Source organism: Pectobacterium nicotianae, assembly GCF_023272715.1.
GTDB lineage: Bacteria > Pseudomonadota > Gammaproteobacteria > Enterobacterales > Enterobacteriaceae > Pectobacterium > Pectobacterium brasiliense.
The window spans coordinates 2,154,580-2,177,913 of record NZ_CP096821.1 but is presented as its reverse complement, the minus strand read 5'-3'; the positions used below and the strand labels follow the sequence as shown (position 1 = coordinate 2,177,913).

Below are 23,334 nucleotides of genomic sequence, written 5' to 3'. Positions count from 1 at the left end.
CCAGCCGGAGCGACCATCACGATCGCTCCGGCTTTATTACTACATCACTCAATGTATGACTACGGTACTTAATGCTTTTCGATGTAAAGCATGTGGCTGTATGCCACGTCTTCCGGGTTAGTAATCGGATAGCCCTTCACCCACGGCTTGATCAAGCGTCCGTTGGTGTATTGATAGATCGGCGCAATCGGTGCTTCATCCATCAAGATCTGCTCTGCCCGGTTGTAGTCCGCATTCAGCGCCTGCGGGTTAGTCTGATTGCCCGCTTCATCCAGAACGCGATCGTAATTCGCATTTTTAAAGCGCGCGATATTCCCACTGTGGTGCGAGGCAAGCAGTGAGAGGAATGTCGATGGTTCATTGTAGTCACCGACCCAGGACGCTCGCACGACGTCAAAATTACCGCTGTTGCGGCTGTCGATATAGGTTTGCCACTCTTGATTGGACAAACGCACGTCTACCCCCAGCGTTTTCTTCCACATGGAGGCCACCGCAATCGCGATCTTCTGATGGCTTTCCGACGTGTTGTACAGCAGCGATAATTTCAGCGGATTGTTTGGGCCATAGCCCGCCGCTGCCATCAGCGCTTTTGCCTGCGCGTCCAGCTCATCCTGAGAATATTGCTGCAACAGGCTTTCCGTCGGTTTGAAGCCCGCGGTAACATCCGGCGTAAAATGCCAGGCCGGCTTTTCCCCCGTACCCAATACTTTTTCCGCAATCACTTTACGATCAATGGCGTAAGACAACGCTTTTCGCACTCGTACGTCATTGGTCGGCGCACGCTGCGTGTTAAACGCGTAATAATAGGTGCCAAGCTGATCTGGCGTATAAACCTGGCCGGGCAAGTCTTTCAGCAGTTTCTGGTACAGGTTTTTAGGAAACGACTCGGTGATATCGATATCCCCAGACAGATAGCGCTTCGTCGCGTTCGATTCCTGATTGATCGGAACAAAGGTCACCTTTGTCAGGCGCGTGTGGGCGTTATCCCAATAATATTGATTCTGCGTGAGCACCAGCTTCTCATTGACGACGCGCTGATCCAGCTTAAACGCGCCATTGCCAATCAGATTGCCCGGCTTCGTCCAGTCGTTCCCAAATTTTTCTATCGTGGCCTGATGCACCGGAAACAGGCTGAAATTCGCCGTTAGGCTGACAAAATAAGGCACAGGCTTGCTGAGCTGCACTTTCAGCGTGTGATCATTGACGGCCGTCACGCCAAGCTGATCGACGGGCAGTTTGCCCGCGAGAATCTGCTCGGCGTTCTGAATCCCCGCCAGTCGAGCAAACCAGGCGAACGGTGAGCTGTTTTCAGGGGTGACCAGACGACGCCAGCTGTAGACAAAATCCTTTGCCGTAACGGGTTCACCGTTAGACCAGCGGGCATTATCACGTAGGGTAAAGATAAACGTGCGGTTATCGGTCGTCTGCCAGCGCAGCGCTACACCCGGCACCAGGTTCCCTTTCGCGTCCTGATTGACCAACCCTTCAAACAGATCGCGCGCCACCTGAGCTTCGGGCAACCCCACCGCTTTTATCGGATCGAGAGATGCGGGCTCATCTTTAATATGGCGGACGATTTCTTGCTTCTCAGCCAGAACCGTTCCCGCCGGAACCTGCGCCGCGACGGCATTGCCCGTCATGGCCGCCATCAACGCGGCATAAAATGCAGAATATCCATAGTGCATGATGATTTGACCTGAAAGCGTAATGAATTGATTGAAGAATATAATAGTCAGAAATCAGCGCTATCATCCAGCGATACCCCCGCAATTTGTCAGCCCGCATCGCCGTTTGCGTCTCTGGGCCGATTTTTTTATGATGAAACGCATAGGTAACCACAAGGCGACAACATGGAAAACCCGATCATTCCTCTTCAGGCGCGCCAGCAACGAGGCAATTTACCTTCGCTGGGCGAACCGTATGGGAAATCGCTGCTGGGCGCGCCGCTGCTGTATTTCCCCGCCGAATTAGCTCCCTCAGAGAGCGGGCTAATTATTGCCGGAACACACGGCGATGAAACCGCAGCAGTCGTGGCGCTTTCCTGCGCGTTGCGCACCCTCTTTTCAGGCCAACGCCGCCATCATGTGATTCTCGCGGTGAACCCGGATGGCTGTCAGTTGGGACTGCGTGCCAACGCTAACGGTGTCGATCTCAATCGCAATTTTCCGGCCAGTAACTGGCAACCGGGGAAGACGGTCTACCGCTGGAATAGCGCCGCAGATGAACGCGATGTCGAGCTATCCACGGGCGAAACGGCAGGTTCAGAGCCAGAAACAAAAGCCCTTTGCACGCTGATTGAGAAACTTAATCCTCACTGGGTTGTCTCTTTTCATGAGCCACTCGCGTGTATTGAAGATCCACATCATTCCGAACTCGGTCGCTGGTTAGCGCAGCGGTGCGAACTGCCGTTAGTATCAAGTATCGGTTACGACACGCCTGGCTCTTTCGGAAGTTGGTGCGCCGATCGTTCGCTTCATTGCATTACCGCTGAGCTTCCGCCAGTCTCGGCAGATGCTGCCAGCGAATGCTACCTGAAAGCGATGGTGGCGTTGCTAAGCCAGCAATTTTAATCGTAATTTTTATACCAATGTTGCTAATGTTGCCCTAAACTGAGCAGCGTGTTAATCACCTGTAATTAAGGACGCAAACATGTCACAGAACGTACATTTTCAAGGCAATCCTGTGCCAGTAGCAGGGTCATTCCCAGCCAAAGGAAGCAAAGCCCCGGCATTTACTCTGGTGGCTAAAGATCTGTCCGATACCCCGCTGAGCAACTATGCTGGCAAACGCAAAATCCTGAACATTTTCCCAAGCATCGATACCGGTGTTTGTGCCACGTCCGTGCGCAAATTCAACCAACTGGGTTCTGAACTGGATAACACCGTTGTTCTGTGCATCTCTTCCGATCTGCCGTTCGCGCAGTCCCGTTTTTGCGGCGCGGAAGGTCTGAACAACGTCGTTGTACTGTCTACCCTGCGTGGCGGTGAGTTCAAAGAAAGCTACGGTGTGGCGATTGCCGATGGCGCGCTGAAAGGTCTGACTGCTCGTGCGGTTGTTGTACTGGATGAAAACGACAACGTGCTGCACAGCGAACTGGTGAACGAAATCACCACTGAACCAGACTACGACGCAGCACTGGCTGTTCTGAAATAAGATAAGCTACGCTGAAATTACGTGAAAAACGGCTGCGCAAGCAGCCGTTTTGTTATTTACTCTTCGTCGTCCCCTGCCGATTTGCGTTGGCTGAGTCCATATTCCCGCAGTTTGTTAGCTATCGCCGTGTGCGATACGCCTAACCGCTTCGCCAGTTTACGTGTGCTTGGATAAGATTGATAAAGGCGGGTCAGCACCGAACGCTCGAAACGTTTGTTGATGTCGTCCAGCGAGCCATCAAGCAGGGTTTCATCTTGTGGGGCATCAATCGAAAACGCCGGGAGATCGATGTCCTGCATATGCAGTTCGTTGCCTTCCAACTGCGTCAGTGCGCGATAAATGGTATTTCGCAGTTGCCTAACGTTACCCGGCCAGCCATACTGCGGCAGGAAATGCTCTACATCTGCGGCCAGTTTAGGGCGAGGAATCCCTTGTTCGTCGGCAAAGCGCGCCACAAAAAGCTCGGCCAACGGCATAATATCAGCCGGACGCTCACGCAGCGGCGGTAACGTCAGCGAGAGTACATTGAGGCGATAATAAAGATCCTCCCGGAACTCACCACGCTGAACCAGCTCCAACAGGTTTTTCTTGGTCGCGCAAATCACCCGCACGTCGACATGGACTTCATGATCTTCACCGACGCGGCGGAATGTCCCGTCATTCAGGAAACGCAGCAATTTAGTCTGCATCTGCGCCGACATTTCACCGACTTCATCCAGCAGAACCGAACCGCCGTTCGCCTGTTCGAAGAAGCCTTTTTTGCCTTCCTGCGCGTTGAGATACGCGCCGGGCGCATGGCCGAACAGCTCGCTCTCCATCACGTCATCGGGTAACGCCGCGCAGTTCAGCGCCAGGAAAGGATTTTTGCCGCGCGGCCCGCGCAGGTGGCAGGCACGCGCCAGCATATCCTTACCCGTCCCTGTATCGCCCACGATCAGCAATGGCGCGTCCAGCATCGCTAATTTGCGCGCCTGCTCAACCACCTGACGCATTTTTGGACTAACAGCCACGATATGATCAAACTCATTTTCATCATTCACGGCGAGGTTCTGCAACTGGCGGCCCATGCGAGCGGCCGATTTCAGCATCACCAGCGCGCCCGCCGTTGCCACTTTACCCGCATCATCTTCCAGACGGACGGGCGTCATTTCCAGCAGGAAATCCTGACCACGGATCACCACACGCTCCGCCACGACGGCGCTGCTCTTCTCCAGCCAACTGGCGAAATTGAAACCGGGGATCATGCTGCCAATCGTCAAGTCGCTGATGGTCTCTGCCGATTGTTCAAACAGCGCCAGCGCCGCGGGGTTAAACAGCTCCAGCTTTCCTTTCATATCCAGCGAGAATACAGGTTCAGGCATCGATTCCAACAGCGCATTCAACGCCCGGTGCTCGCGCTCAGACGGCATGAATGCCACGGTACGCACATCGCTGACGCTGTCAATACGGCGGATTTCCGTCATCAGCAGACGGAAATCATCAAAATCGAGGGTGGCAAAATTGAGGTAGATACGACCAATAGACGCAATTTCAATGCCGCGTAAATCAATATTGCGTGACGCAAGTAGATCTAACAATTCACGGACCATACCAATGCGGTCTTCACAAATCACTTCCAGATGCATCAACGGCTACCTTCTTCAAGAGACACGATATGGCTATTGCTACTGATAATACCCTTTCGTTTGCACCGGATGAAGTAAGGTGGCAGCAAAAGTTGACACATCTGTACGTTTTTTCCACGTCAATGACGAAACGGGGTTAAGACAGCGGCGTCGTCGCCATCGCCACAATGGTTCGAATGCCTTCCAGATAGTTACCTAGGCGTAAATTCTCATCAAAACTATGCTGATTATTGTCGGCATTCACCAGAGGAACGATGACGTAAGGCACTTTCAATACGCTGACCGCGCCGCTCATCGGCAACGTCCCGCCCATCATACGATTCTTCTCCGGTGCGATGCCGCGCGGTGCGGTTGTAGTCGCAACCGCCCAGTGCCCCAGCGGGGAATCGATCTCGGTTCTGGCCGCATAGGCGCTGCTCGGATAGGCCGTCAGGCTAAGGGAAATCAGATGCGGATACTGTTCGCGTTCAGCCTGCGTAGGCGCTTCACCGGCAATGATATGAAAGCCTTTGCTGGCGATATACTGGCGTAACAGCGCATACATATCATCCGGCGGCGTCTCCGGCACGGTGCGAATATTCACGCTGGCCGTCGCGGTTGATGGAATGGCGTTCGAAGCCTTTTTACCCGTGTCGCCCGCTTTAATGCCGAGAATATCCAGCGAAGGATATTGCACCGCCTCTGCCGCATTGCTGGCGACCTTCTCTAACTGAGCGACACCAAAGCGTTTCTCCAGCGAACCCGCAGGTGGTGCGGTCTCTGCGACTTGTTTTTTATCGCTCTCGCTAAGCGTGACGCGGTCATAATAACCGGGGATCGTGACCTTACCGTCTTCATCTTTCATGCTAGCCAAGAGCATGGCCAAATTTTGCACTGGATTGGGGATGACATTGCCATAACCGCCGCTGTGCGCCGCCGCGTTAGCACCGAAAACCGTCATATCGATCTGGATTGACCCACGATTACCAAAGTTGATGCCAGGACGATTGCTGGACGGCATCGCGCCGTCATAAATCACCATACCGTCACTTTTCAGCAGCGTCAGATTGTCGGCCATGACCTTTGTCAGGCCGGGCGAACCTTTTTCCTCTTCAGAATCCAGCAGCACTTTGATGTTGACCGCAGGTTCAACGCCTTTATCTTTCATTGCGTCTATGGCGGCGAGAAACATCACGATCGGCCCTTTATCATCGGCCGATGCCCGGGCAAAGAGGCGCCATTCTGGATTGATATCCCCTTTCAGAAGACGTGACTCAGGCAGCGTCTGCCATTTGCCCGCAGCGTCTTTTTCTTTCAGTACGGGCTGCCACGGCGGCGTTTGCCATTCGGCGGGATTCACGGGCTGTCCGTCAAAATGCATGTAGAACAAGATGGTTTTACGATCGGCTTTTGGCGTGCCCAGCTCAGCATAAACCAGCGGCTTATCACCATTTGCCAGCTGTTGCGTGGTGAAGCCACGCTTCTGAAACGCCTTTTCCAGCCAGTCGGCATTACGTTGGATATCCGCAGGCACGGCAGCATCATTTGGCAACGTGAGTAGTTCGAGATATTCAGGGAAGCTGTGTTGCGCGTAACGCTCCGCATCGGCGGGTGCCAGTACCAGCTGTGCGCTGGCAGGTAAGCAGAGTATGGCTGCCGACAGCGACAGTGCTGCCAGCGTCAATTTTTTACCGGGAATCATAAAAACGTCCTGTTATACAGAAATGAGGAGTTTTTATCCTACACACGATTTTGTAACAAGGGTACTGTCTGCCAAAATAGCACGCGGCTTGTACTGCATTTCATTGTTAAGCCACGATAAAACAACGATGGCACATTGCCTGTACCATCGTCTTCACCCCTAACGCCCTTTTTGCAGCGTTTCTTTTACCTGACCAATCAGTTCGCGGCGGAAATCGCCGAGGCGCGGTTTGTCATCCAGCCACGGCAGTGGGCGGCACAATTCCATCGCTTTTATACCCAAGCGCGCGGTCAGCAGCCCTGCACCAATGCCCTGTGCAGCGCGAGTTGATAGCCGAGCGGCCAGATCCTGCGACATCCAGTCCATGCCAATTTCCCGCACCAGCTCCGAGGCACCAGCAAACGCGATATTGACCAGCACCAGTCGGAACAGGCGAATGCGGCTGAAATAGCCGAGTTCGATACCGTACAGCGCGGCAATACGGTTAATCAGGCGCAGGTTGCGCCAGGCGATAAATGCCATATCCACCAACGCCAGCGGGCTGACGGCGATCATCAAGGTGGATTCCGCCGCCGAGCGGCTGATTTCACGCCGCGCCTGCGTATCCAGTACGGGCTGAACCAGACGCGCATAAAGCTCCAGCACTTCACGGTCATTGTGGGTTTCATGGAGCGAAGCCTGCCAGCGCTGTATCGCCGGATGGCCGCTATCCAGCCCCGCCTGTCGTGCCAGCTTTTCACAAAATTCGCGTCCGCGCCCCACGCCGTGGCTATGTAACAGATCGCGAGCCACGTCGCGCTCTTCTGCCCGCTCCCGCAAGCGGTAGAGACGTCGCCACTCGACAGCCAGCGAGCCGACGCCCGCCGCCACAATCAGGCTGCCTGCGGTAATGCCGCCCAGTGCGATCCAATCCTGCTGTACCCAGGCGTTATGCAGTGACTGCACGCCCTGTGCCAGTGCGCTAACACCAAACAGCCCGATTCCCGCCATCACCATACGCCGCCACAGGCTACGCTTCGGCCGCAGCGCCGCGCTGATCGCCTCTTCCGCCGCGCCTTCTTCCGGTACTTCTTCTTCGCGGCTGATCGGGGAAAACGGCGTGCCGCTCTGCTCATCAAATGCTAACCCGGCACGCAACTGCGGCTGTGGCTCTTGCGGTGAAACGTCATCGAACGTGACGCGGGGTTTCAGTGGCTCGTTCATCGCAATTTATCCTTTAACAGAAAGTCCATGACCGTATCCAACCGGATATGCGGCAACGGCGTGTCTACCGTCATTTCTCGCGGACGAAATTGATCGAAATGGAAGCCCTGCGTTTGCCAGAATGCCGCCCCCGGTAAACGCGCAGGCACTTCGCCGGGGTAGACCGTCAACGGCTGACCGTCGCTGAGCCGATGCCCTTTCAGCGCCGGAATTTTCTGTCCCTGATGATCGACCACCCCGCTCTGCGTTGACTGGATCGACGCAATGCCTTCGCAGCGCATGTCGATGCCTTCAAACGCGGCATTCTGCCACGCTTCCTGCACCAGTTGCTGAAGCAGCGACACCAGATTGGCGTGCTGGTCGGCGGTAATGTGATCCGCTTTACTCGCCGCAAACATCAGTTTGTCGATGCAGGGCGAGAACAAGCGCCGGAATAGCGTGCGCTTCCCGTAATGAAAACTTTGCATCAGTTGGGTGAGCGCCAGCCGCATATCGTTAAACGCATGAATGCCGCTATTGAGCGGTTGCAGGCAATCGACCAGAACAATCTGCCGGTCGAAGCGCACAAAGTGATCCTTATAAAATCCTTTGACGACCGACTGACAGTAATAGTCAAAACGCTTGCGCAGCATGCCGATGTTGGTTTTCTCATCCGCCTGCGCCAACTTAGCTTCACCGATCTGACTCACCTGCGGCCAGGGGAAGAATTGCAGCACCGGCGCACCCGCCAGATCGCCCGGCAGCACAAATCGCCCCGGTTGAATAAAGTGCAGCCCTTCCTGTTTGCAGCGATGCAGATAGTCGGTGTAAGCCTGCGCCACCTCGGCAAGCTGGTTTTCATCCGCTGGGGCCAGCGGATCGATTTTCTCACACAGCGCCAGCCAGGGTTTAGCCCACTCGGTGCGTCCCCCTTGCAGCAAACCACCCATCTGCTGCGACCAGCTCAAATAGGTCTGCTCCAGCAAAGGCAGATCCAGCAGCCATTCGCCGGGGTAATCGACAATTTCCAGGTAGAGCGTCGACGTGTCTTTGAAATGACGCAGCAACGAATCCTTAGAGCGATAGCGCAGCGCCAGACGAATCTCACTCACGCCGCGCGTTGGCGTTGGCCAAGCCGGCGGCGAACCATACAGCGCGGCCATGCCTTCATCATAAGCGAAGCGCGGCACGCCCAGATCGCGCTGCGGTACACGTTTCACCCCCAGCAAACGCTCTTCGCGCACGGGAGAAAACATCGGCAAGTGTGCACCGCTGTGGGTATTCAATAATTGATTGACGAACGCGGTGATAAACGCGGTTTTGCCACTGCGGCTCAACCCGGTGACGGCAATCCGCAGGTGGCGATCCACGCCGCGATTGACCAGAGAGTTAATTTCGTTCTGTAGTCGACTCATCGAATGAACCATTACTCCTTTGGTTGAGAGATATATCGTATCAATATAATAAAATCAGACAAACGCCTCACGCTCACGCCGATATAAGTTCAACCCCGCTTACCTATCTCATACCGTATTTTTACCGCCAAAATGTAAAGAAACGATATTTTTAAGACAACTCTTAGCAAGCAATAAGACAACTCTTAGCCAACAAATTGTTAACGTATATAACCTGAAATTGTGCCAAGTAACCAATTGTTTCTGGAAACGAATGGTATCCCAATAACAATTAATAATTCAGGTTAATTCATTATGCTACGGAATGCGTCATTCACTGACGGGTATCAACCTGCGCGTCTCAGCCCGCTTGCGCTATTTATTTTATTGACCACCTCAGCAAGCAGTTGGGCAGCAGATAATAATCTGACGCCTCTTGCCGCACCGAACCGGGTGGATGAACAGCTAAATATCAATCAGCAGGATCGCCAGCGTGCGATGCAGCAGCAATTAGCGCCGCAAACGCCTGATGTGCGTTTGCAACCACCTTCCTCATTCTTTACTAAGTTGCAATTCCCGCAGGAGCAACAGTGCTTTACGCTGTATCACATCATACTGACCGGCAAAGACGATTTCCCCTCCTGGCTGCGTATCCCGCTGCAACAGCTGGCAGATCAGGGTAAAGGTCAGTGCCTGGGCGCTCAGGGTGTCAACCTGCTGATGAGCGCACTGCAAAACCGTTTGATCGACCATGGCTACGTCACCGCGCGCGTAATGGCGCCGCCGCAAAACCTGAAAACCGGCACCCTGCATATCACCCTGATTCCGGGCAAAACGCGCCAGGTCAAACTGACCAAAGAGAGCGATCGCTACGTGAGCCTCTGGAGCGCCCTGCCGGCGCGTGAAGGCGAATTGCTGGATTTGCGTGACATTGAGCAGGGACTGGAAAACCTGCAGCGCGTGCCCACCGTACAGGCAGAGATGGCGATTGTGCCGGGCGAACAGCCCGGTGAAAGCGACATTGACGTCACCTGGAAACAGGAAAAAATGTGGCGTCTCGGCGCGACGCTCGATGATTCAGGCACCGAAACCACCGGTCGTTATCAGGGCGGCCTGACGCTGTATATCGATAATCCCTTCTCACTCAGCGACCTGTTCTACATTTCCGGCAACCATGACCTTGAATCCGGCAGCGAAAAAGGCAGCAAGAACTACATGCTGCACTACTCCGTACCGTTCGGTTACTGGATGGCGGGCGTCACCGCCAGCGGCTACGACTACAACCAGAATGTGGCTGGCGCGTATGAAGACTATAACTACAGCGGCAACAGCAAAAACCTTAACTTCCAGCTGAGCCGGGTGCTGCACCGCAGCGGCAGTCAGAAAACTTCAATGAGCTATGAAATTCTGACGCGCGAATCGCAGAACTTCGTCAACGATACCGAAGTGGATGTGCAGCGGCGTAAAACCAGCGCCTGGCGTCTGGGTCTGCAGCATCGCCACTACTTCGGTGCCACCACCCTTGATGCCGCAGTGAGCTACCAGCGCGGCACCCGCTGGTTCGGCGCGATTCCGGCGCAGGAAGAGTATTTCGATGAAGGCACCGCGCTGGCGAAAATTATCCAACTCAATGCACAACTCGATATGCCGTTTACGCTGGGCAATCAGACCTTCCGCTACAACGTGCAGTATCTGCGCCAGATCAACCATACCAAACTGACGCCACAGGATCAGCTGTCGATTGGTAACCGCTGGACCGTGCGCGGCTTTGATGGTGAACGCACCTTGACGGCCGACAACGGCTGGTTCGTGCGCAACGATCTGGCCTGGCGCACCCCGCTCCCTAATCAGGAACTGTATCTCGGTGCTGACTACGGCGAAGTGGACGGCACACGTGATTACCTCGCCGGAAAACATCTGGCGGGCGGCGTGCTTGGTCTGCGCGGTAACGCCTTTAACACCGGCTACGACCTGTTTGTTGGTGTGCCGTTCTCTAAACCAGAAGGTTTCCACACCAGCCCGGTCACCCTCGGTTTCAACCTCAGCTGGCAGTACTAAGGAGGCGCGTGATGAAGATTCCTGTTAATGGCTATCAGTTAACCGCCCCGCTGCTCGGCGGTCAGTTCAGCGAAGCGGAAGCGCTTGGCGCGGCGGTCTGGCTGTGGATCCATTCGGAACAGCACCGCGATATTCCGCTCAGTGTGCTGCCGACGCTGCTGCTGCCCGCCATCAAACATCAGCAGTTTGTTATTGCCAGCCGCGATGACAAGCCCATGTTTTTCCTCAGTTGGGCGTGGATGGACGAAGAAGCGGAACAGCGCTACCTCACCGGCCCCGGCATCCTGGTACAGCCGCAGGACTGGACCAGCGGCAACCGCCTGTGGTTCCGCGACTGGGTCGCGCCCTTCGGCGATCAGCAGGCATTTCGTCGCATCGTCGGCGGCACGCTGTTTCCCCACTTATGTGGCCGTGCGCTGTACCACAAAGGGGCGGAACGCGGACAACGGGTACTGCAATTCCGTGGCGATGACGTCACCCAACAACAATTCAGACTCTGGCAGCAGAACACGCCGCTGGTTGCTTAACATCACTTTTAGCAGGGATAACTTTTCGTGAATAAGAACCTCTATCGCATCATTTTCAACAAGGCTCGCGGCCTGTTAATGGTGGTTTCCGAAATCAACCGCGGCCAGGGTAAAAGCGGTGCCAACGGCGTCGGCCATACGCTGAGCCAGCTGATTGGCCGCATGAAGCCTACCGCCTTCCTGACCATGACTGCACTCGGTCTGGTCACGCTCGCGCCACAGGCGCTGGCGGCCGGAATTGTCGCCGACAAGAGCGCCCCGGGCGGCCAGCAGCCGAATGTGATGCAGAGCGCCAACGGCACGCCGCAGGTCAATATCCAGACGCCGAGCGCCGGTGGTGTTTCGCATAACAAATACACCCAGTTTGACGTCGATAACAAAGGTGCGATTCTTAATAACTCGCACAAACAGGTGCAGACTCAGATGGGTGGCTGGGTGGCGGGTAACCCATGGCTGGCGAAAGGCGAAGCCAAAATTATTCTTAACGAGGTCAACTCGCGCGACCCGAGCAAGCTGAATGGTTATGTCGAAGTGGCAGGCCGTAAGGCGCAGGTGGTCATCGCCAACCCGGCGGGCATCAGCTGCGACGGCTGTGGCTTTATTAACGCCAACCGCGCCACGCTGACCACCGGCACGCCGCAGATGGCCAACGGTGAACTGCGCGGTTACCGCGTGGGCAAGGGTGAAATCGTGGTGGAAGGCGCTGGCATGGACAGCAGCCGTCAGGATTACACCGACCTGATTGCCCGCACCGTGAAGGTCAATGCCGGTATCTGGGCAAAAGATGTGACCGTCACCACCGGTAAAAACGAGGTGGCCGCCGATAACAGCACGGCCACAGCCAGCAGCGCAACGGATAGCGACAGCAGCGACGTCAAACCGACGCTGGCGATCGACGTCGCCCAGTTGGGCGGCATGTATGCCGGTAAAATCCGCCTGGTGGCGACCGAGCAAGGGGTCGGCGTCAGCAACAAAGGGACGCTTGGCAGTCAGGCGGGTGACATCACCATTAACGCCAATGGCGATATCGTCAACAGCGGTACGATCAATGCCGGTCAGGATCTGCTGCTGGGCGGTAAAAAAGTTGATAATAGTGGCACCCTGTTTGCCCAGCGCGATCAGAGCACTACCGTCAGCGACGAAGTGACGAATACCGGCCTTATTGCCGCCAAAAGCAACACCAGTGTGCGCGGTGCCAGCATCCGCAACAGCAAAGGCGCGGCCATAGCCGCCGGAATGAAAACCGATGGCACCCTAGCCGACAGCGGCAATCTGACACTCGCCAGCGACGGTAAACTGACCAGCCGGGGTCAGGCGCTGGCCGGTGGCAATCTGAACGCCAGCGCCAGCCAGATTGATCTCAGCGGCAGCGATACCGCCGCACATCACGCCACGCTGACCAGCAGCAGCGATATCATCACCGACGACGCACAGCTGCTGGCGAGCGGCGATCTGAAACTCTCCGCCGCCGGTAAACTCAGCAACGATCGCGGCGTGATTAACGCCAATGCACTGCAGGTCAACACGCCGGCTATCAGTAACCGCGGTGGCAAGTTACTGCAGAGCGGTGACAGCGATCTGCAACTCAGCATTAACAGCATTGATAACCAGAATGGCCGCATCGCCGCCAATGCCAAAAAATTCAGCGTACAGAGCGCCAGCCTGAATAACCAGGGCGGCACCATTATGGCGGCCGGCTCCGGCGCGCTGGATGTTGCGGCCAGCAGTGAACTGAATAACCAGAGCGGTACGCTGGCCGCAGCCAGCGATCTGGCGATCGCCACGCCGGTGCTAAATAACAACCAAGGACAGATCTCCGCCAATAAGCAGTTGACGCTCGATCAGCAAAACAGCAGCGCCCTCGCCCGCACCGCAGCCACCAGCAGCGATCTGCGTATCAGCAATGAAGGTGGTCGTCTGGTGGCGGGTCAGCAACTGACCTTCCGCGGTCGCGAGATTAATGGCAGCGGTGAAATTCTGTCGCTTGGCGATATGGATCTCAGCTTCGCGGACGACTTCAGTAACAACAATAAAACGCTGGCAAATGGCGATCTAACGCTGAACGTCAATAACAGCCTGATCAACACGGCGCTGCTTGGCGCAGGTGGTAAGCTGAATGTGCAGGCCAGCAACATCGACAACCAGACCACTGGCGAACTACGTTCCCAACAGACCACGCTGAACGCCAGCGATACGCTGAGCAACCGCGGCCTTATCGACGGCGTCCTAACCCGCATCAACGCCAGCACCGTCAACAATATCGGCACCGGCCGAATTTATGGCGACGGCCTGGCGATCGGCGCAGCGACGCTGAATAATCTGGCGGAAAATAACAGCAGCGCCACCATCGCGGCGCGCCAACGTCTGGATCTGGGCATCGGTACGCTGAATAACCGCGACCACTCCCTGATCTACAGCAATGGTGATATAGCCATCGGCGGCGCGCTGGATGCGGACGCGCTGGCGACCGGCAAGGCAGGCGAAATTAACAACCACAGCTCGACTATCGAATCTGTGGGCAATATGGCGCTGAGCTTCACCACGCTGAACAATATCAATGACAACTTCGCCACCAGTATGGTGCAGTTGTCCCAGCGACAGAAAGATGAGTACATGGTGGTGGACCTGAATAATGGCGTCCACTACAGTCCTGACGACTACAACATCAGCTTCTACAAAAATGAAGTGCGCCATATCTGTATCGAAGGCGTGGTGTGTGGTCGCGACCATTACTATCAGTACAGCTATACCGAGACCATCAGCGAAGAGCAGATCGCCCAGAGCGACCCGGCGAAAATCATCGCGGGCGGTCAGATTTCGCTCTCCGGCGATAAGCTGCTGAACGACAAGAGCCAGATTATTGCCGGTGGCACCCTGCTGACGGCAGTGAAGGAACTGGTGAATACCGAAGTCACTGGCCAGAAACTGACGGAAAAAGTCGGTCAGGTCATCGAATGGGATCGTATCCATAAAAAAGGCAAAGACAGCCAGAAAGCACGCGCTTCGGCCTATACACCGCCAACGGAAATTCAGTCCATCAGCCTCAGCCCGACCGTGATGAAGGAGCATACCCAGGCGACCAGCAGCGCACCATCGCTGGCTGAGTATGCCGCGCAGCGCGTGGAAGTGGCCGGACAGAACACTGATGTCATTCGTTCGATGACACCGGATGCTTCCCTGCCAACTGGCAGCCTGTTCACCTCCCTGCCGGATGCCACCAGCAGCTATCTGATCGAAACCGATCCGCGCTTCACCAATCAGAGAATCTGGCTGAGCTCCGACTATATGCTGCGCCAGTTGCAGACCGACCCGTCGATCACGCAAAAACGCCTCGGCGATGGTTTCTATGAGCAACGTCTGGTACGCGAGCAGATCGTTGAGCTGGTCGGCCAGCGCTATCTCGCCGACTACACCAGCGATGAAGAGCAGTATAAGGGCCTGATGGAAGCGGGCGTCAGCTTCGCGAAGAAATTCAATCTGGTGCCGGGCGTGGCGCTCACTGCAGAGCAGATGAAGCAGATCACTCAGGATATGGTGTGGCTGGTGGCGCAGGATGTGAAGATGCCAGATGGCACCACCCAGAACGTGCTGGTACCGCAGGTGTATGCGCAGGTGCAGCAAGGCGATATGGATGGCAGCGGCGCGCTGCTGGCCGGTAAGAACATCAGCATTGGCGTCAGCGGCGGCATGCTGAACAGCGGACGTATCAGCGCCACACAGCTGGTCAGCGTTTCTGGCGACGATATCGTTAACGTCGGCGGCATCATCGCCGGTAAATCCGTGTCGCTGCAGGCGACCAACGATATCACTAACACTGGCGGCACGGTGCGTGCCACCGATACCCTGCTGGCGCAAGCCGGACGCGATATCACCGTTGCTAGCGAAACCAACCACGCGGAAAGTCAAAACGGCAGTAACCACTTCAGCCGCGACAATATCGACCGTGTGGCAGGCATGTATGTGCAGGGTGACGATGGCAAACTGCTGCTGCAGGCAGGCCGTGATGTCAATCTGCAGGCCGCGCAGGTGGTCAGCTCCGGTGAAAACAGCCAGACGCAGATCGCGGCTAATCGCGACATCACTATGACCACCGTCACCACCGGCAGCAGCGACAAAGTCGTGTGGGATAAAGATAACCACGTCACGCAGACGCTGACTCAGGTACAGGGCAGTGAAGTCACCAGCGACGGCAATATCTCGCTGAATGCCGGCAATAATATTAACGCCCAGGCGGCAAAACTGAATGCCGATCGGCAGCTTGCGCTGACCGCCACCAATGATATCAACCTCGGCAGCGCCAGCAGCCAGGAATATCTGGATATGAATTCCAAGGTGAAAGGTTCCGGCTTCCTGTCGAAACGCACCACGACCACCCGCGCCGGCTACGATGCCACGCTGGCGAACGGCAGCAGTCTGGGCGGGGAAAATATCTCCATCAGCGCGGGTAACAATCTGAATATCACCGTCAGCGATGTGGCGGCTGATCGGGATCTGGCACTGCGTACCGGTAACGACCTCAACGTCACGGCGGCAGAAGAAAGCCGCGACAGCTGGTCGATGAAGAAAACCACCAAGTCGGGCCTGATGAGCAGCGGCGGCATTGGCTTCTTTGTCGGTTCAATCAAAGAGAGTTCGACCTCCGATACTGCGGCGCTGACACACAACAACAGCACGCTGGGCAGTGTCAATGGCGATACCAGTCTGGTGGCAGGCAATAATATCGCCGTGCAGGGCTCCGATGTGATCGCCGGTAACGACATCAATATGGTGGCGAACACTATCACCATTGATGCTGCGAATAACCAAAGCACCACCGACACCACCTATGAGCGTAAACAGACGGGTCTGACGCTGGCGCTGTCCGGCGCGATAGGCAGCGCGATTAATGCCGCTTACACCAGCGCGAAAGCCGCTGATGAACAGCAGGATGGCCGTATGGCATCGCTGCAGAAGCTGAAATCAGGTCTGGCAGGCGTACAGGCCGCTCAGGCCGCGGTACTGGCTTCGCAGAATACCGCGGATCAGAATGCCATTGGCGTCAGCCTGTCGCTGAGCACCTCAAAGTCGAAGAGCGAGAGCCACAGCGAAGCGGTTAACGCTTCCGGCAGTACCGTGCAGGCGGGCAACAATATCAATCTGGTGGCGACCGGTTCAGAAAATGGCGCAGATGGCGATCTGACCATCGGCGGCAGCCAGCTGAAAGCGGGCAACGATGTGCTGCTGTCGGCAAACCGCGATATCAACCTGCTGTCGGCGCAGAATACCCAGTTGCAGACCGGCAAAAACAGCAGTAGCGGCGGCGGCGTGGGCGTCAGCATCGGCGCTGGACAAGGCGGTGCGGGAATCAGCGTATTTGCTAACGCCAGTAAAGGTTCCGGCAACGAAAATGGCGATGGCCTGACCCACACCGAAACCACTGTCGATGCCGGGAATAAGCTGACGGTTAACAGCGGACGCGACACCACCCTGCGCGGCGCACAGCTGAGTGCCGATCAGGTGGTGGCGAATGTCGGACGTGACCTGACGCTACAGAGTGAACAGGACGTCAATAACTATGACTCGAAGCAGAAGAACAGCTCAGCAGGTGCCAGCTTTACCTTTGGTAGTATGACCGGCAGCGTCAGTGCCAGCGTCGCCAAAGATAAAATCCACAGCACCTATAACAGCGTGCAGGAGCAGACCGGTATCTTCGCCGGTGACGGCGGTTTCGATATCACCGTAGGCAACCACACGCAACTGGATGGCGCAGTGATTGGCAGCACCGCCAGCGAAGATAAAAACCGTCTCGATACCGGCACGCTGGGCTTCAGCAATATCGACAATAGTGCAGAATTTGAAGTATCGCACAGCAGCGTCGGTATCAGCACTGGCGGGCTGGGCGCGCAGGATCTGCTGAAAAATGCCGTACAGAATCTGGCGGCGAATGGTCTGGGAGCGGGTGGTAGCGATGGGAATGCCCCCGGCACCACCTATGCCGCCGTTTCGCCGGGATCGCTGATTATCCGTGACCAGGCGAACCAGCAGCAGGATGTCAGTGAACTGAGCCGCGATGTTGAGCATGCGAATCAAAGCATCAGCCCAATCTTTGATAAGGCGAAGGAACAGCAGCGTCTGAGCCAGTTGCGGTTGATTAGTGACGTGGTGAATCAGGGTGTGGATATCACCCTGAGCCAAGGCCAGATTATGGCGAATAACGCGGGAATTAAAGCGGCTGGTGAGTGGGATGAGACCAAGGAGACACGTCAGGAATATTGGGACCGTGTACAAAATACCGCCGCGTATAAGGACATCAACGATCAATACAAAGCGGGTGGTGAGCTGAATAAAGGTATTCGTGCCGCAGCGGCCGCCATCACTGCGCTGGCAGGTGGTGATCCACTGAAAGCGCTGGCTCAGGGCGCTGCACCTTATCTGTCAAGCACGGTGCGCGATTTAACTCTGCAAAATAGTGACAATCCAACCGCCGGGCAGATCGCGGCAAATGCCATTGGTCACGCCATCGTTGGCGGCGTGGTGGCCGAGCTTTCTGGTTCAAACGCCACTGCGGGTGCAGTCGGTGCGGCGGGGGGTGAACTGGCGGCACGCGCTATCGTCGACTATCTCTATCCGGGTAAAACAGTGGAGTCGCTGAGTGACGCTGAGCGAGCGAAAGTCAGCAATCTGGCTTCTCTGGCGGCGACCATGGCAGCAGGACTGGCAACTGATTCATCCGCAGGCGCTGTGGCGGGACATGATGCAGGTAAAAATGCCGTTGATTATAACCTGCTGTCCAATAAGTACGGCGTTGAGAAACTGAGTAAAGAAGGCCGCGCGCTGTATGAAAAACTAAAAGCCGCGGGTATCGGTGGTATGGATGAACTGCAGGAACGCTTTACTGCCTGTGGCTCTAATGGTAAATGCCAGACTGATATCCGCAATGAGTACCGTAAATTAGAAAAAGAAGCAGGCGAAAAACTGGTCGCGATGTATAAATCTGGGGCAATAACGGCTGATGAGTTCGGCTATCTCGTAACAGATTATGCCAGAACGATGATGTATGGTGCGCGGGACGGCCAGCTAGATTCTGATTACTCTGGATTCATCGGTGACATCTATACGCAGACAGGCATTGACTGGACACCAATGGGCATCGCTGGCAATCCGTATGTCGCCGCCATTAAGGGCAGTGAACAACTTGCCGAATGGAAAGCTCAGGGGCTGAGCGATGAGAAAATCCGTGAGCTGGCACTGAAAAACGATATCATTACCTCAGCGATGACGCCTGTTGATGTCAATGGGATCCTCAGCTTGTACGATAATGGTGCATCGGCGCAGGAAGTTGTAAAGTTTGCTGCTGGCATGGCGTTCAACAAAGTCGTACAAAGAACACAGTCAGGCAACAAGGGTACGTCGGGTACCATTGGTACTCCTGCGACGACAGCTAAAAATCCGCTAAGTCCCGTTCAGCAACGTGATGTTCATGGCAATGAAATTGTTTATCGAACGATGTCACCTGAGCAATTCAGGCAGTTTGAAAGAACAGGGGTGATGCCAGCGACCACTGAAACATCAGTTTCTCCAGTGCTATCATACTCTTCTAAGTACGATGGCATAACAGTGAAAATCACTGTTAAACCAGGTACCTTCTCCGAACTGGAAAAAATTGGTATTGCCGCAAACAGTGCTGCTGCTAAAGAATTGCCCAACATGTCCACCCAAACGGGTAAATGGATGGAAACAAATACTCGCTTCAAGGTTGAAGGAGGACAGATGACGACACAACTTGGACAAGGCAAAGGAATGGAGATTTTTAATAAAAACATCGTCCATTTTGAACAGGTTAAATAACAGGAAAGCATTATGCTGTTAAATCTTGAAAATTCGAAATACCCTATGAAAATTGTCTATCTTCTTTCAGAAGAACTCAAAGGGGACCCTGAGCAAGTGGCTTTAACGCAGGCTCTGACTCTCGATCCATCAAGGCCAGCCATGGGCTTGAAGGGAGCCAATGGTCTTTTTGGCTCATCTGAGTGGTGGAGTAGCATTGAACAGGGAAAAATGCGTTTACTGCACAGATCTGGCACGATCACAAGAACCTATGTGGCGGGACAAGATCCCTCTCCGGTAGATAACTGTTTCAGTTTGCTGCTGGATGATGGCTCTGTCATTGAAGAAAGCATTTATAGCCATATCGATGATGAAGATAAAAAGCTGTTCCGCCCAGGAGCCAGGGTGGATATCGTTTATGCACTTGATGAACTGAAGAGAACATCAGCCAATGGCGATAAATGCTATTCTGATATCGTGCTGGAAATAGCGATTTCTTTACACCCAATTAAATGATAACGAAATACGCTAATTAAAATAATGACGCCTTTATAATATTGCACTCCCCACCTCTGGTGGGGAGCTTTTAGTCTTAAAATCTGAGCGCAGCGTTACTGTAAAATACCCATTACTTTTCAAACCCATTAGGAATGAAACAAGTGAAAAAGTTACTGCGAAATAATCTGGCAATGATAGCACTCCTCTCTTCAGGCTGTTCTATTATGCCAAACAACTCTTTTTTCATTCCGCCCCATGAAACCAATGACTCCCCGTGGGTACGTATTGTAGATAACACCGAACAGACGAGTATTTACCAAACGCTAAACGGTAAACGCACTGGCGGTCTTATTCGTTCCAGTGAATGGGTGTTACAAAATACTCAGAATCGCGGAATGCCAAAAGTATCTGGAGAAAAATACGATATTGACTACTACGAAACACCATTAGTGCCTGATGTTGAAACAGCGATTATCAACGTTTATGTTGAAAGCAAATATTCATGCCTGATCACCACTCGCTTTGTTCCGGAAAAAGGCAAAAAATATCAGTTCCAGTTGGAAGCCGATACCTTGCACTACCAGTGCCGCGTACAGGCCAGCGAGATGGTGAAGGACAGTGATGGTCAGTGGAAACTGGCACCGCTACAGAATGTTCGCTACAGCGCGAAAGAAGGAAATGGCTGGCATCCGATGCACAGTGGGATCGGATCATAGAGATTGCAGCGAAAAAGCAGCGCGACATTATCCACTCTCGACGCAAGTCGTACGGTGGATAATGTCAGCGAAAGCGTATAACCGATGACAAATTACAGGTGACGAAAGCGGTTCTGAACGCCAAACGTATCCGAGGTGACATAGCGCTCGATGCTACGCAGGCGCTGTTCGCTGGCCTGCAAGGTCGCATCCGCCTCATTCAGCAGTTGGCTGGGTGTGCGAGCCGTCTTCTCATCCTCAAATCCCATTCCTGCAGGAGCCGGATCGAGTATAAAGGTCAGAATGATGTAAGCCACCATGGTGAAAAAGAACAGGCCGAAAAACATCGACAGCACCACGATTACTCGCAGGAGCTTCACCGGCACGTCAAAATAACGCGCTAAACCAGCACAAACCCCTTTCAGCATGCCTTCTTCCGGTATGCGATATAACGTTTTACCTGACCACGTATTTTTCATTACGATTTTCTCCAGTCCGGGTGTTCTGCATCCAGAATGTCTTCCAGCGCCCTGATACGCTCACGCATACGGTTGGACTCTTCCGTTAAACGTGTCAGACGTTGCATATCGTTTTGTCCCAGTTGAGCACTGTTTTTACGCTGACTGTAATGTAGCCAAAGCCATATCGGTGCCACAAACAACATGAAAATGGTCAGCGGAATGGCAAGAAACAACGCACTCATTGTGTCTCCTTAGTTATTATTCATACGCCGGTGGCTGCCGTTTTCTAACGACAGCCCATCCGATGGCGTTTACGCTCTTATTACTCTGCTGGCTTAACTTTAGCCTTAAGTGCTGCCAACTGCGCGCTGATTTCATCGTCCGCTTTCAGTTCGGCAAACTGCTGATCCAGCGATTTTTGTTTCCCCAATCCGTGGCTTTCAGCTTCCGCTTCCATCGTATCGATACGGCGTTCGAACTGATCGAAACGCGCCATCGCTTCATCCAGCTTACCGCTGTCCAACTGGCGGCGCACATCACGCGACGATGCCGCAGCCTGATGGCGTAGCGTCAGCGCCTGCTGGCGAGCGCGGGTTTCGCTCAATTTGTTTTCCAGCTCACCAATTTCACGCTTCATGCGCTCCAGCGTTTCATCCACGCTTTCGGCTTCATGCTGCAACACCGCGATCAGGTCGGTCAGCTTCTGCTTTTCAATCAGCGCCGCACGGGCCAGATCGTCTTTATCTTTACGCAGCGCCAGCTCGGCTTTTTCCTGCCACTGATCCTGCTGACCGTGCGCTTGTTCAATACGACGGGCAATCTGTTTCTTTTCTGCCAACGCCCGCGCCGAGGTTGAACGCACTTCAACCAGCGTATCTTCCATTTCCTGAATCATCAGCCGCACCAATTTCTGCGGATCTTCAGCTTTATCCAGCAATGAATTGATGTTGGCGTTCACGATGTCGGCAAAACGAGAAAAAATACCCATAATTACATCCTCTTCATGATTTCCAGCGTCTGATTACGCCTGATTTATCACCGTGACCAGCAGAGCCAGTCGCGATCTCCCTATAGGTATATCAATAAGCATGCCAACTTTTAATTCAATTTAACTAACTGAAAATTAAAGAATAGATAATTTTGACTATTTTTCCCTTTCCGCTAAATTAGTCAAATACGCTAACAGTTAGTAAAAATAACACGGTGAAACATCATGCTTCAGGAAAAAGAGAACCTGCTGGGCGAAGCCAACAGCTTTCTGGAGGTTCTGGAACAGGTGTCGCAGTTGGCACAGTTAAATAAGCCCGTGCTGGTGATTGGCGAACGCGGTACCGGTAAAGAGCTGATCGCCAGCCGCCTGCATTACCTTTCCCCGCGTTGGCAAGGGCCGTTCGTTTCCCTCAACTGTGCGGCGCTCAACGAGAATCTGCTCGACTCCGAGCTATTTGGCCATGAAGCCGGGGCTTTTACTGGGGCACAAAAACGCCATCTGGGACGCTTCGAACGCGCCGACGGCGGAACGCTGTTTTTGGATGAACTGGCCACCGCACCGATGCTGGTGCAGGAAAAATTACTGCGGGTGATCGAATACGGCATGCTGGAGCGCGTCGGCGGCAGAGATCAGCTACAGGTTGACGTGCGTCTGGTGTGCGCGACCAACGACGATCTGCCTGCGCTTGCCGCCAGCGGTAAATTCCGTGCGGACCTGCTCGATCGTCTGGCTTTTGACGTTGTGCAGCTCCCACCGCTGCGTGAACGGCAACAAGACATCATGCTGCTGGCGGATAACTTTGCGATTCAGATGTGCCGTGAATTGCATCTACCGCTGTTTCCCGGTTTTACGCCTGCCGCGCGCGAAACGCTGCTGAATTACGACTGGCCGGGCAATATTCGTGAGCTGAAAAACGTGGTTGAACGTTCGGTGTACCGTCACGGCGACAGCGAACAGCCTCTTGATGCCATCATTCTGAATCCTTTTCGCCGCACTCCCGCCGTTCAGGAAACGCCACCGCGTGCGGCAACCGGCCAGCCGGATTTACCGCTGGAGATGAAACCGTGGCTGTTGGAACAAGAGAAAAGCTTAATTGATCGGGCATTGAATCAGGCAAAATTTAACCAGCGTAAAGCCGCTGAGCTGCTGGGATTAACCTATCACCAACTGCGTGGATTGCTGAAGAAACACGACATTGCGGTAAATGAGTGACGGTCTGGAAAGAAAATGCGGGCGAATCAACGCCCGCAGAGTAAATGGATT

General features: G+C 54.4%; 16 protein-coding genes. 8 read left to right on the top strand and 8 right to left on the bottom strand.

What is annotated here, in order from left to right; genetic code table 11:
- Window positions 1-68 precede the first annotated feature (68 nt).
- Entirely contained in the window at window positions 69-1,685 is a 1,617-nt protein-coding gene (locus MYB54_RS09810) for a peptide ABC transporter substrate-binding protein (RefSeq protein ID WP_205546552.1), read from the bottom strand.
- 165 nt (window positions 1,686-1,850) lie between these two features.
- On the opposite strand from MYB54_RS09810, the gene mpaA reads away from it, so the two are divergent.
- Both mpaA and tpx read left to right on the top strand, forming a co-directional pair.
- Window positions 1,851-2,570, top strand: a complete 720-nt coding sequence (mpaA, locus tag MYB54_RS09805) for a murein tripeptide amidase MpaA (protein ID WP_039509627.1) — start codon at window positions 1,851-1,853, stop codon at window positions 2,568-2,570.
- A gap of 79 nt (window positions 2,571-2,649) precedes the next feature.
- Complete coding sequence (gene tpx / locus MYB54_RS09800; protein WP_039496609.1) at window positions 2,650-3,153, top strand: thiol peroxidase; 504 nt, start codon at window positions 2,650-2,652, stop codon at window positions 3,151-3,153.
- A 56-nt stretch (window positions 3,154-3,209) separates the two neighbouring features.
- On the opposite strand, the gene tyrR is transcribed toward tpx, so the two are convergent.
- The 4 genes from tyrR to MYB54_RS09780 all read right to left on the bottom strand — a co-directional run bounded on the left by tyrR (window position 3,210) and on the right by MYB54_RS09780 (window position 9,056).
- Window positions 3,210-4,778 (bottom strand): transcriptional regulator TyrR, encoded by a 1,569-nt coding sequence (gene tyrR / locus MYB54_RS09795; RefSeq protein WP_039467693.1) that lies wholly within the window; start codon window positions 4,776-4,778, stop codon window positions 3,210-3,212.
- 136 nt (window positions 4,779-4,914) lie between these two features.
- Entirely contained in the window at window positions 4,915-6,459 is a 1,545-nt protein-coding gene (locus MYB54_RS09790) for a M20/M25/M40 family metallo-hydrolase (RefSeq protein ID WP_248721847.1), read from the bottom strand.
- Window positions 6,460-6,618: 159 nt separating this feature from the next.
- The gene (locus MYB54_RS09785) at window positions 6,619-7,662 is read right to left on the bottom strand and encodes a YcjF family protein (protein WP_010276789.1); all 1,044 of its coding nucleotides are present in this window, start codon (window positions 7,660-7,662) and stop codon (window positions 6,619-6,621) included.
- Window positions 7,659-9,056, bottom strand: a complete 1,398-nt coding sequence (locus MYB54_RS09780; RefSeq protein WP_248721846.1) for a YcjX family GTP-binding protein — start codon at window positions 9,054-9,056, stop codon at window positions 7,659-7,661. The genes MYB54_RS09785 and MYB54_RS09780 overlap by 4 nt, the downstream gene beginning before the upstream one ends.
- A gap of 294 nt (window positions 9,057-9,350) precedes the next feature.
- On the opposite strand from MYB54_RS09780, the gene MYB54_RS09775 reads away from it, so the two are divergent.
- From MYB54_RS09775 to MYB54_RS09755, 5 genes are all read left to right on the top strand, one after another.
- Window positions 9,351-11,093, top strand: a complete 1,743-nt coding sequence (locus MYB54_RS09775; protein ID WP_248721845.1) for a ShlB/FhaC/HecB family hemolysin secretion/activation protein — start codon at window positions 9,351-9,353, stop codon at window positions 11,091-11,093.
- A gap of 11 nt (window positions 11,094-11,104) precedes the next feature.
- Window positions 11,105-11,620, top strand: coding sequence for a toxin-activating lysine-acyltransferase (locus MYB54_RS09770; RefSeq protein ID WP_181828711.1), 516 nt, complete (start codon window positions 11,105-11,107; stop codon window positions 11,618-11,620).
- A 27-nt stretch (window positions 11,621-11,647) separates the two neighbouring features.
- On the top strand, window positions 11,648-19,447 hold the full coding sequence (locus tag MYB54_RS09765) for a hemagglutinin repeat-containing protein (RefSeq protein WP_248721844.1): 7,800 nt from the start codon (window positions 11,648-11,650) through the stop codon (window positions 19,445-19,447).
- 12 nt (window positions 19,448-19,459) lie between these two features.
- The gene (locus tag MYB54_RS09760; protein WP_039314571.1) at window positions 19,460-19,942 is read left to right on the top strand and encodes an immunity protein RhsI2 family protein; all 483 of its coding nucleotides are present in this window, start codon (window positions 19,460-19,462) and stop codon (window positions 19,940-19,942) included.
- A gap of 143 nt (window positions 19,943-20,085) precedes the next feature.
- Entirely contained in the window at window positions 20,086-20,640 is a 555-nt protein-coding gene (locus MYB54_RS09755) for a hypothetical protein (protein ID WP_248721843.1), read from the top strand.
- 92 nt (window positions 20,641-20,732) lie between these two features.
- On the opposite strand, the gene pspC is transcribed toward MYB54_RS09755, so the two are convergent.
- The 3 genes from pspC to pspA all read right to left on the bottom strand — a co-directional run bounded on the left by pspC (window position 20,733) and on the right by pspA (window position 22,068).
- Window positions 20,733-21,098 (bottom strand): envelope stress response membrane protein PspC, encoded by a 366-nt coding sequence (gene pspC / locus MYB54_RS09750; protein ID WP_014915693.1) that lies wholly within the window; start codon window positions 21,096-21,098, stop codon window positions 20,733-20,735.
- Complete coding sequence (pspB, locus tag MYB54_RS09745; RefSeq protein ID WP_010276759.1) at window positions 21,098-21,322, bottom strand: envelope stress response membrane protein PspB; 225 nt, start codon at window positions 21,320-21,322, stop codon at window positions 21,098-21,100. Before pspB ends, pspC begins: the two co-directional genes overlap by 1 nt.
- 80 nt (window positions 21,323-21,402) lie before the next feature.
- Window positions 21,403-22,068 carry a phage shock protein PspA gene (pspA, locus tag MYB54_RS09740; protein ID WP_010276756.1) on the bottom strand — a complete coding sequence of 222 codons (666 nt, stop codon included), beginning with the start codon at window positions 22,066-22,068 and terminating at the stop codon, window positions 21,403-21,405.
- 225 nt (window positions 22,069-22,293) lie between these two features.
- On the opposite strand from pspA, the gene pspF reads away from it, so the two are divergent.
- A complete protein-coding gene (gene pspF, locus MYB54_RS09735) occupies window positions 22,294-23,283 on the top strand; it encodes a phage shock protein operon transcriptional activator (protein ID WP_014915694.1) in 990 nt (329 codons plus the stop codon).
- Window positions 23,284-23,334 lie beyond the last annotated feature (51 nt).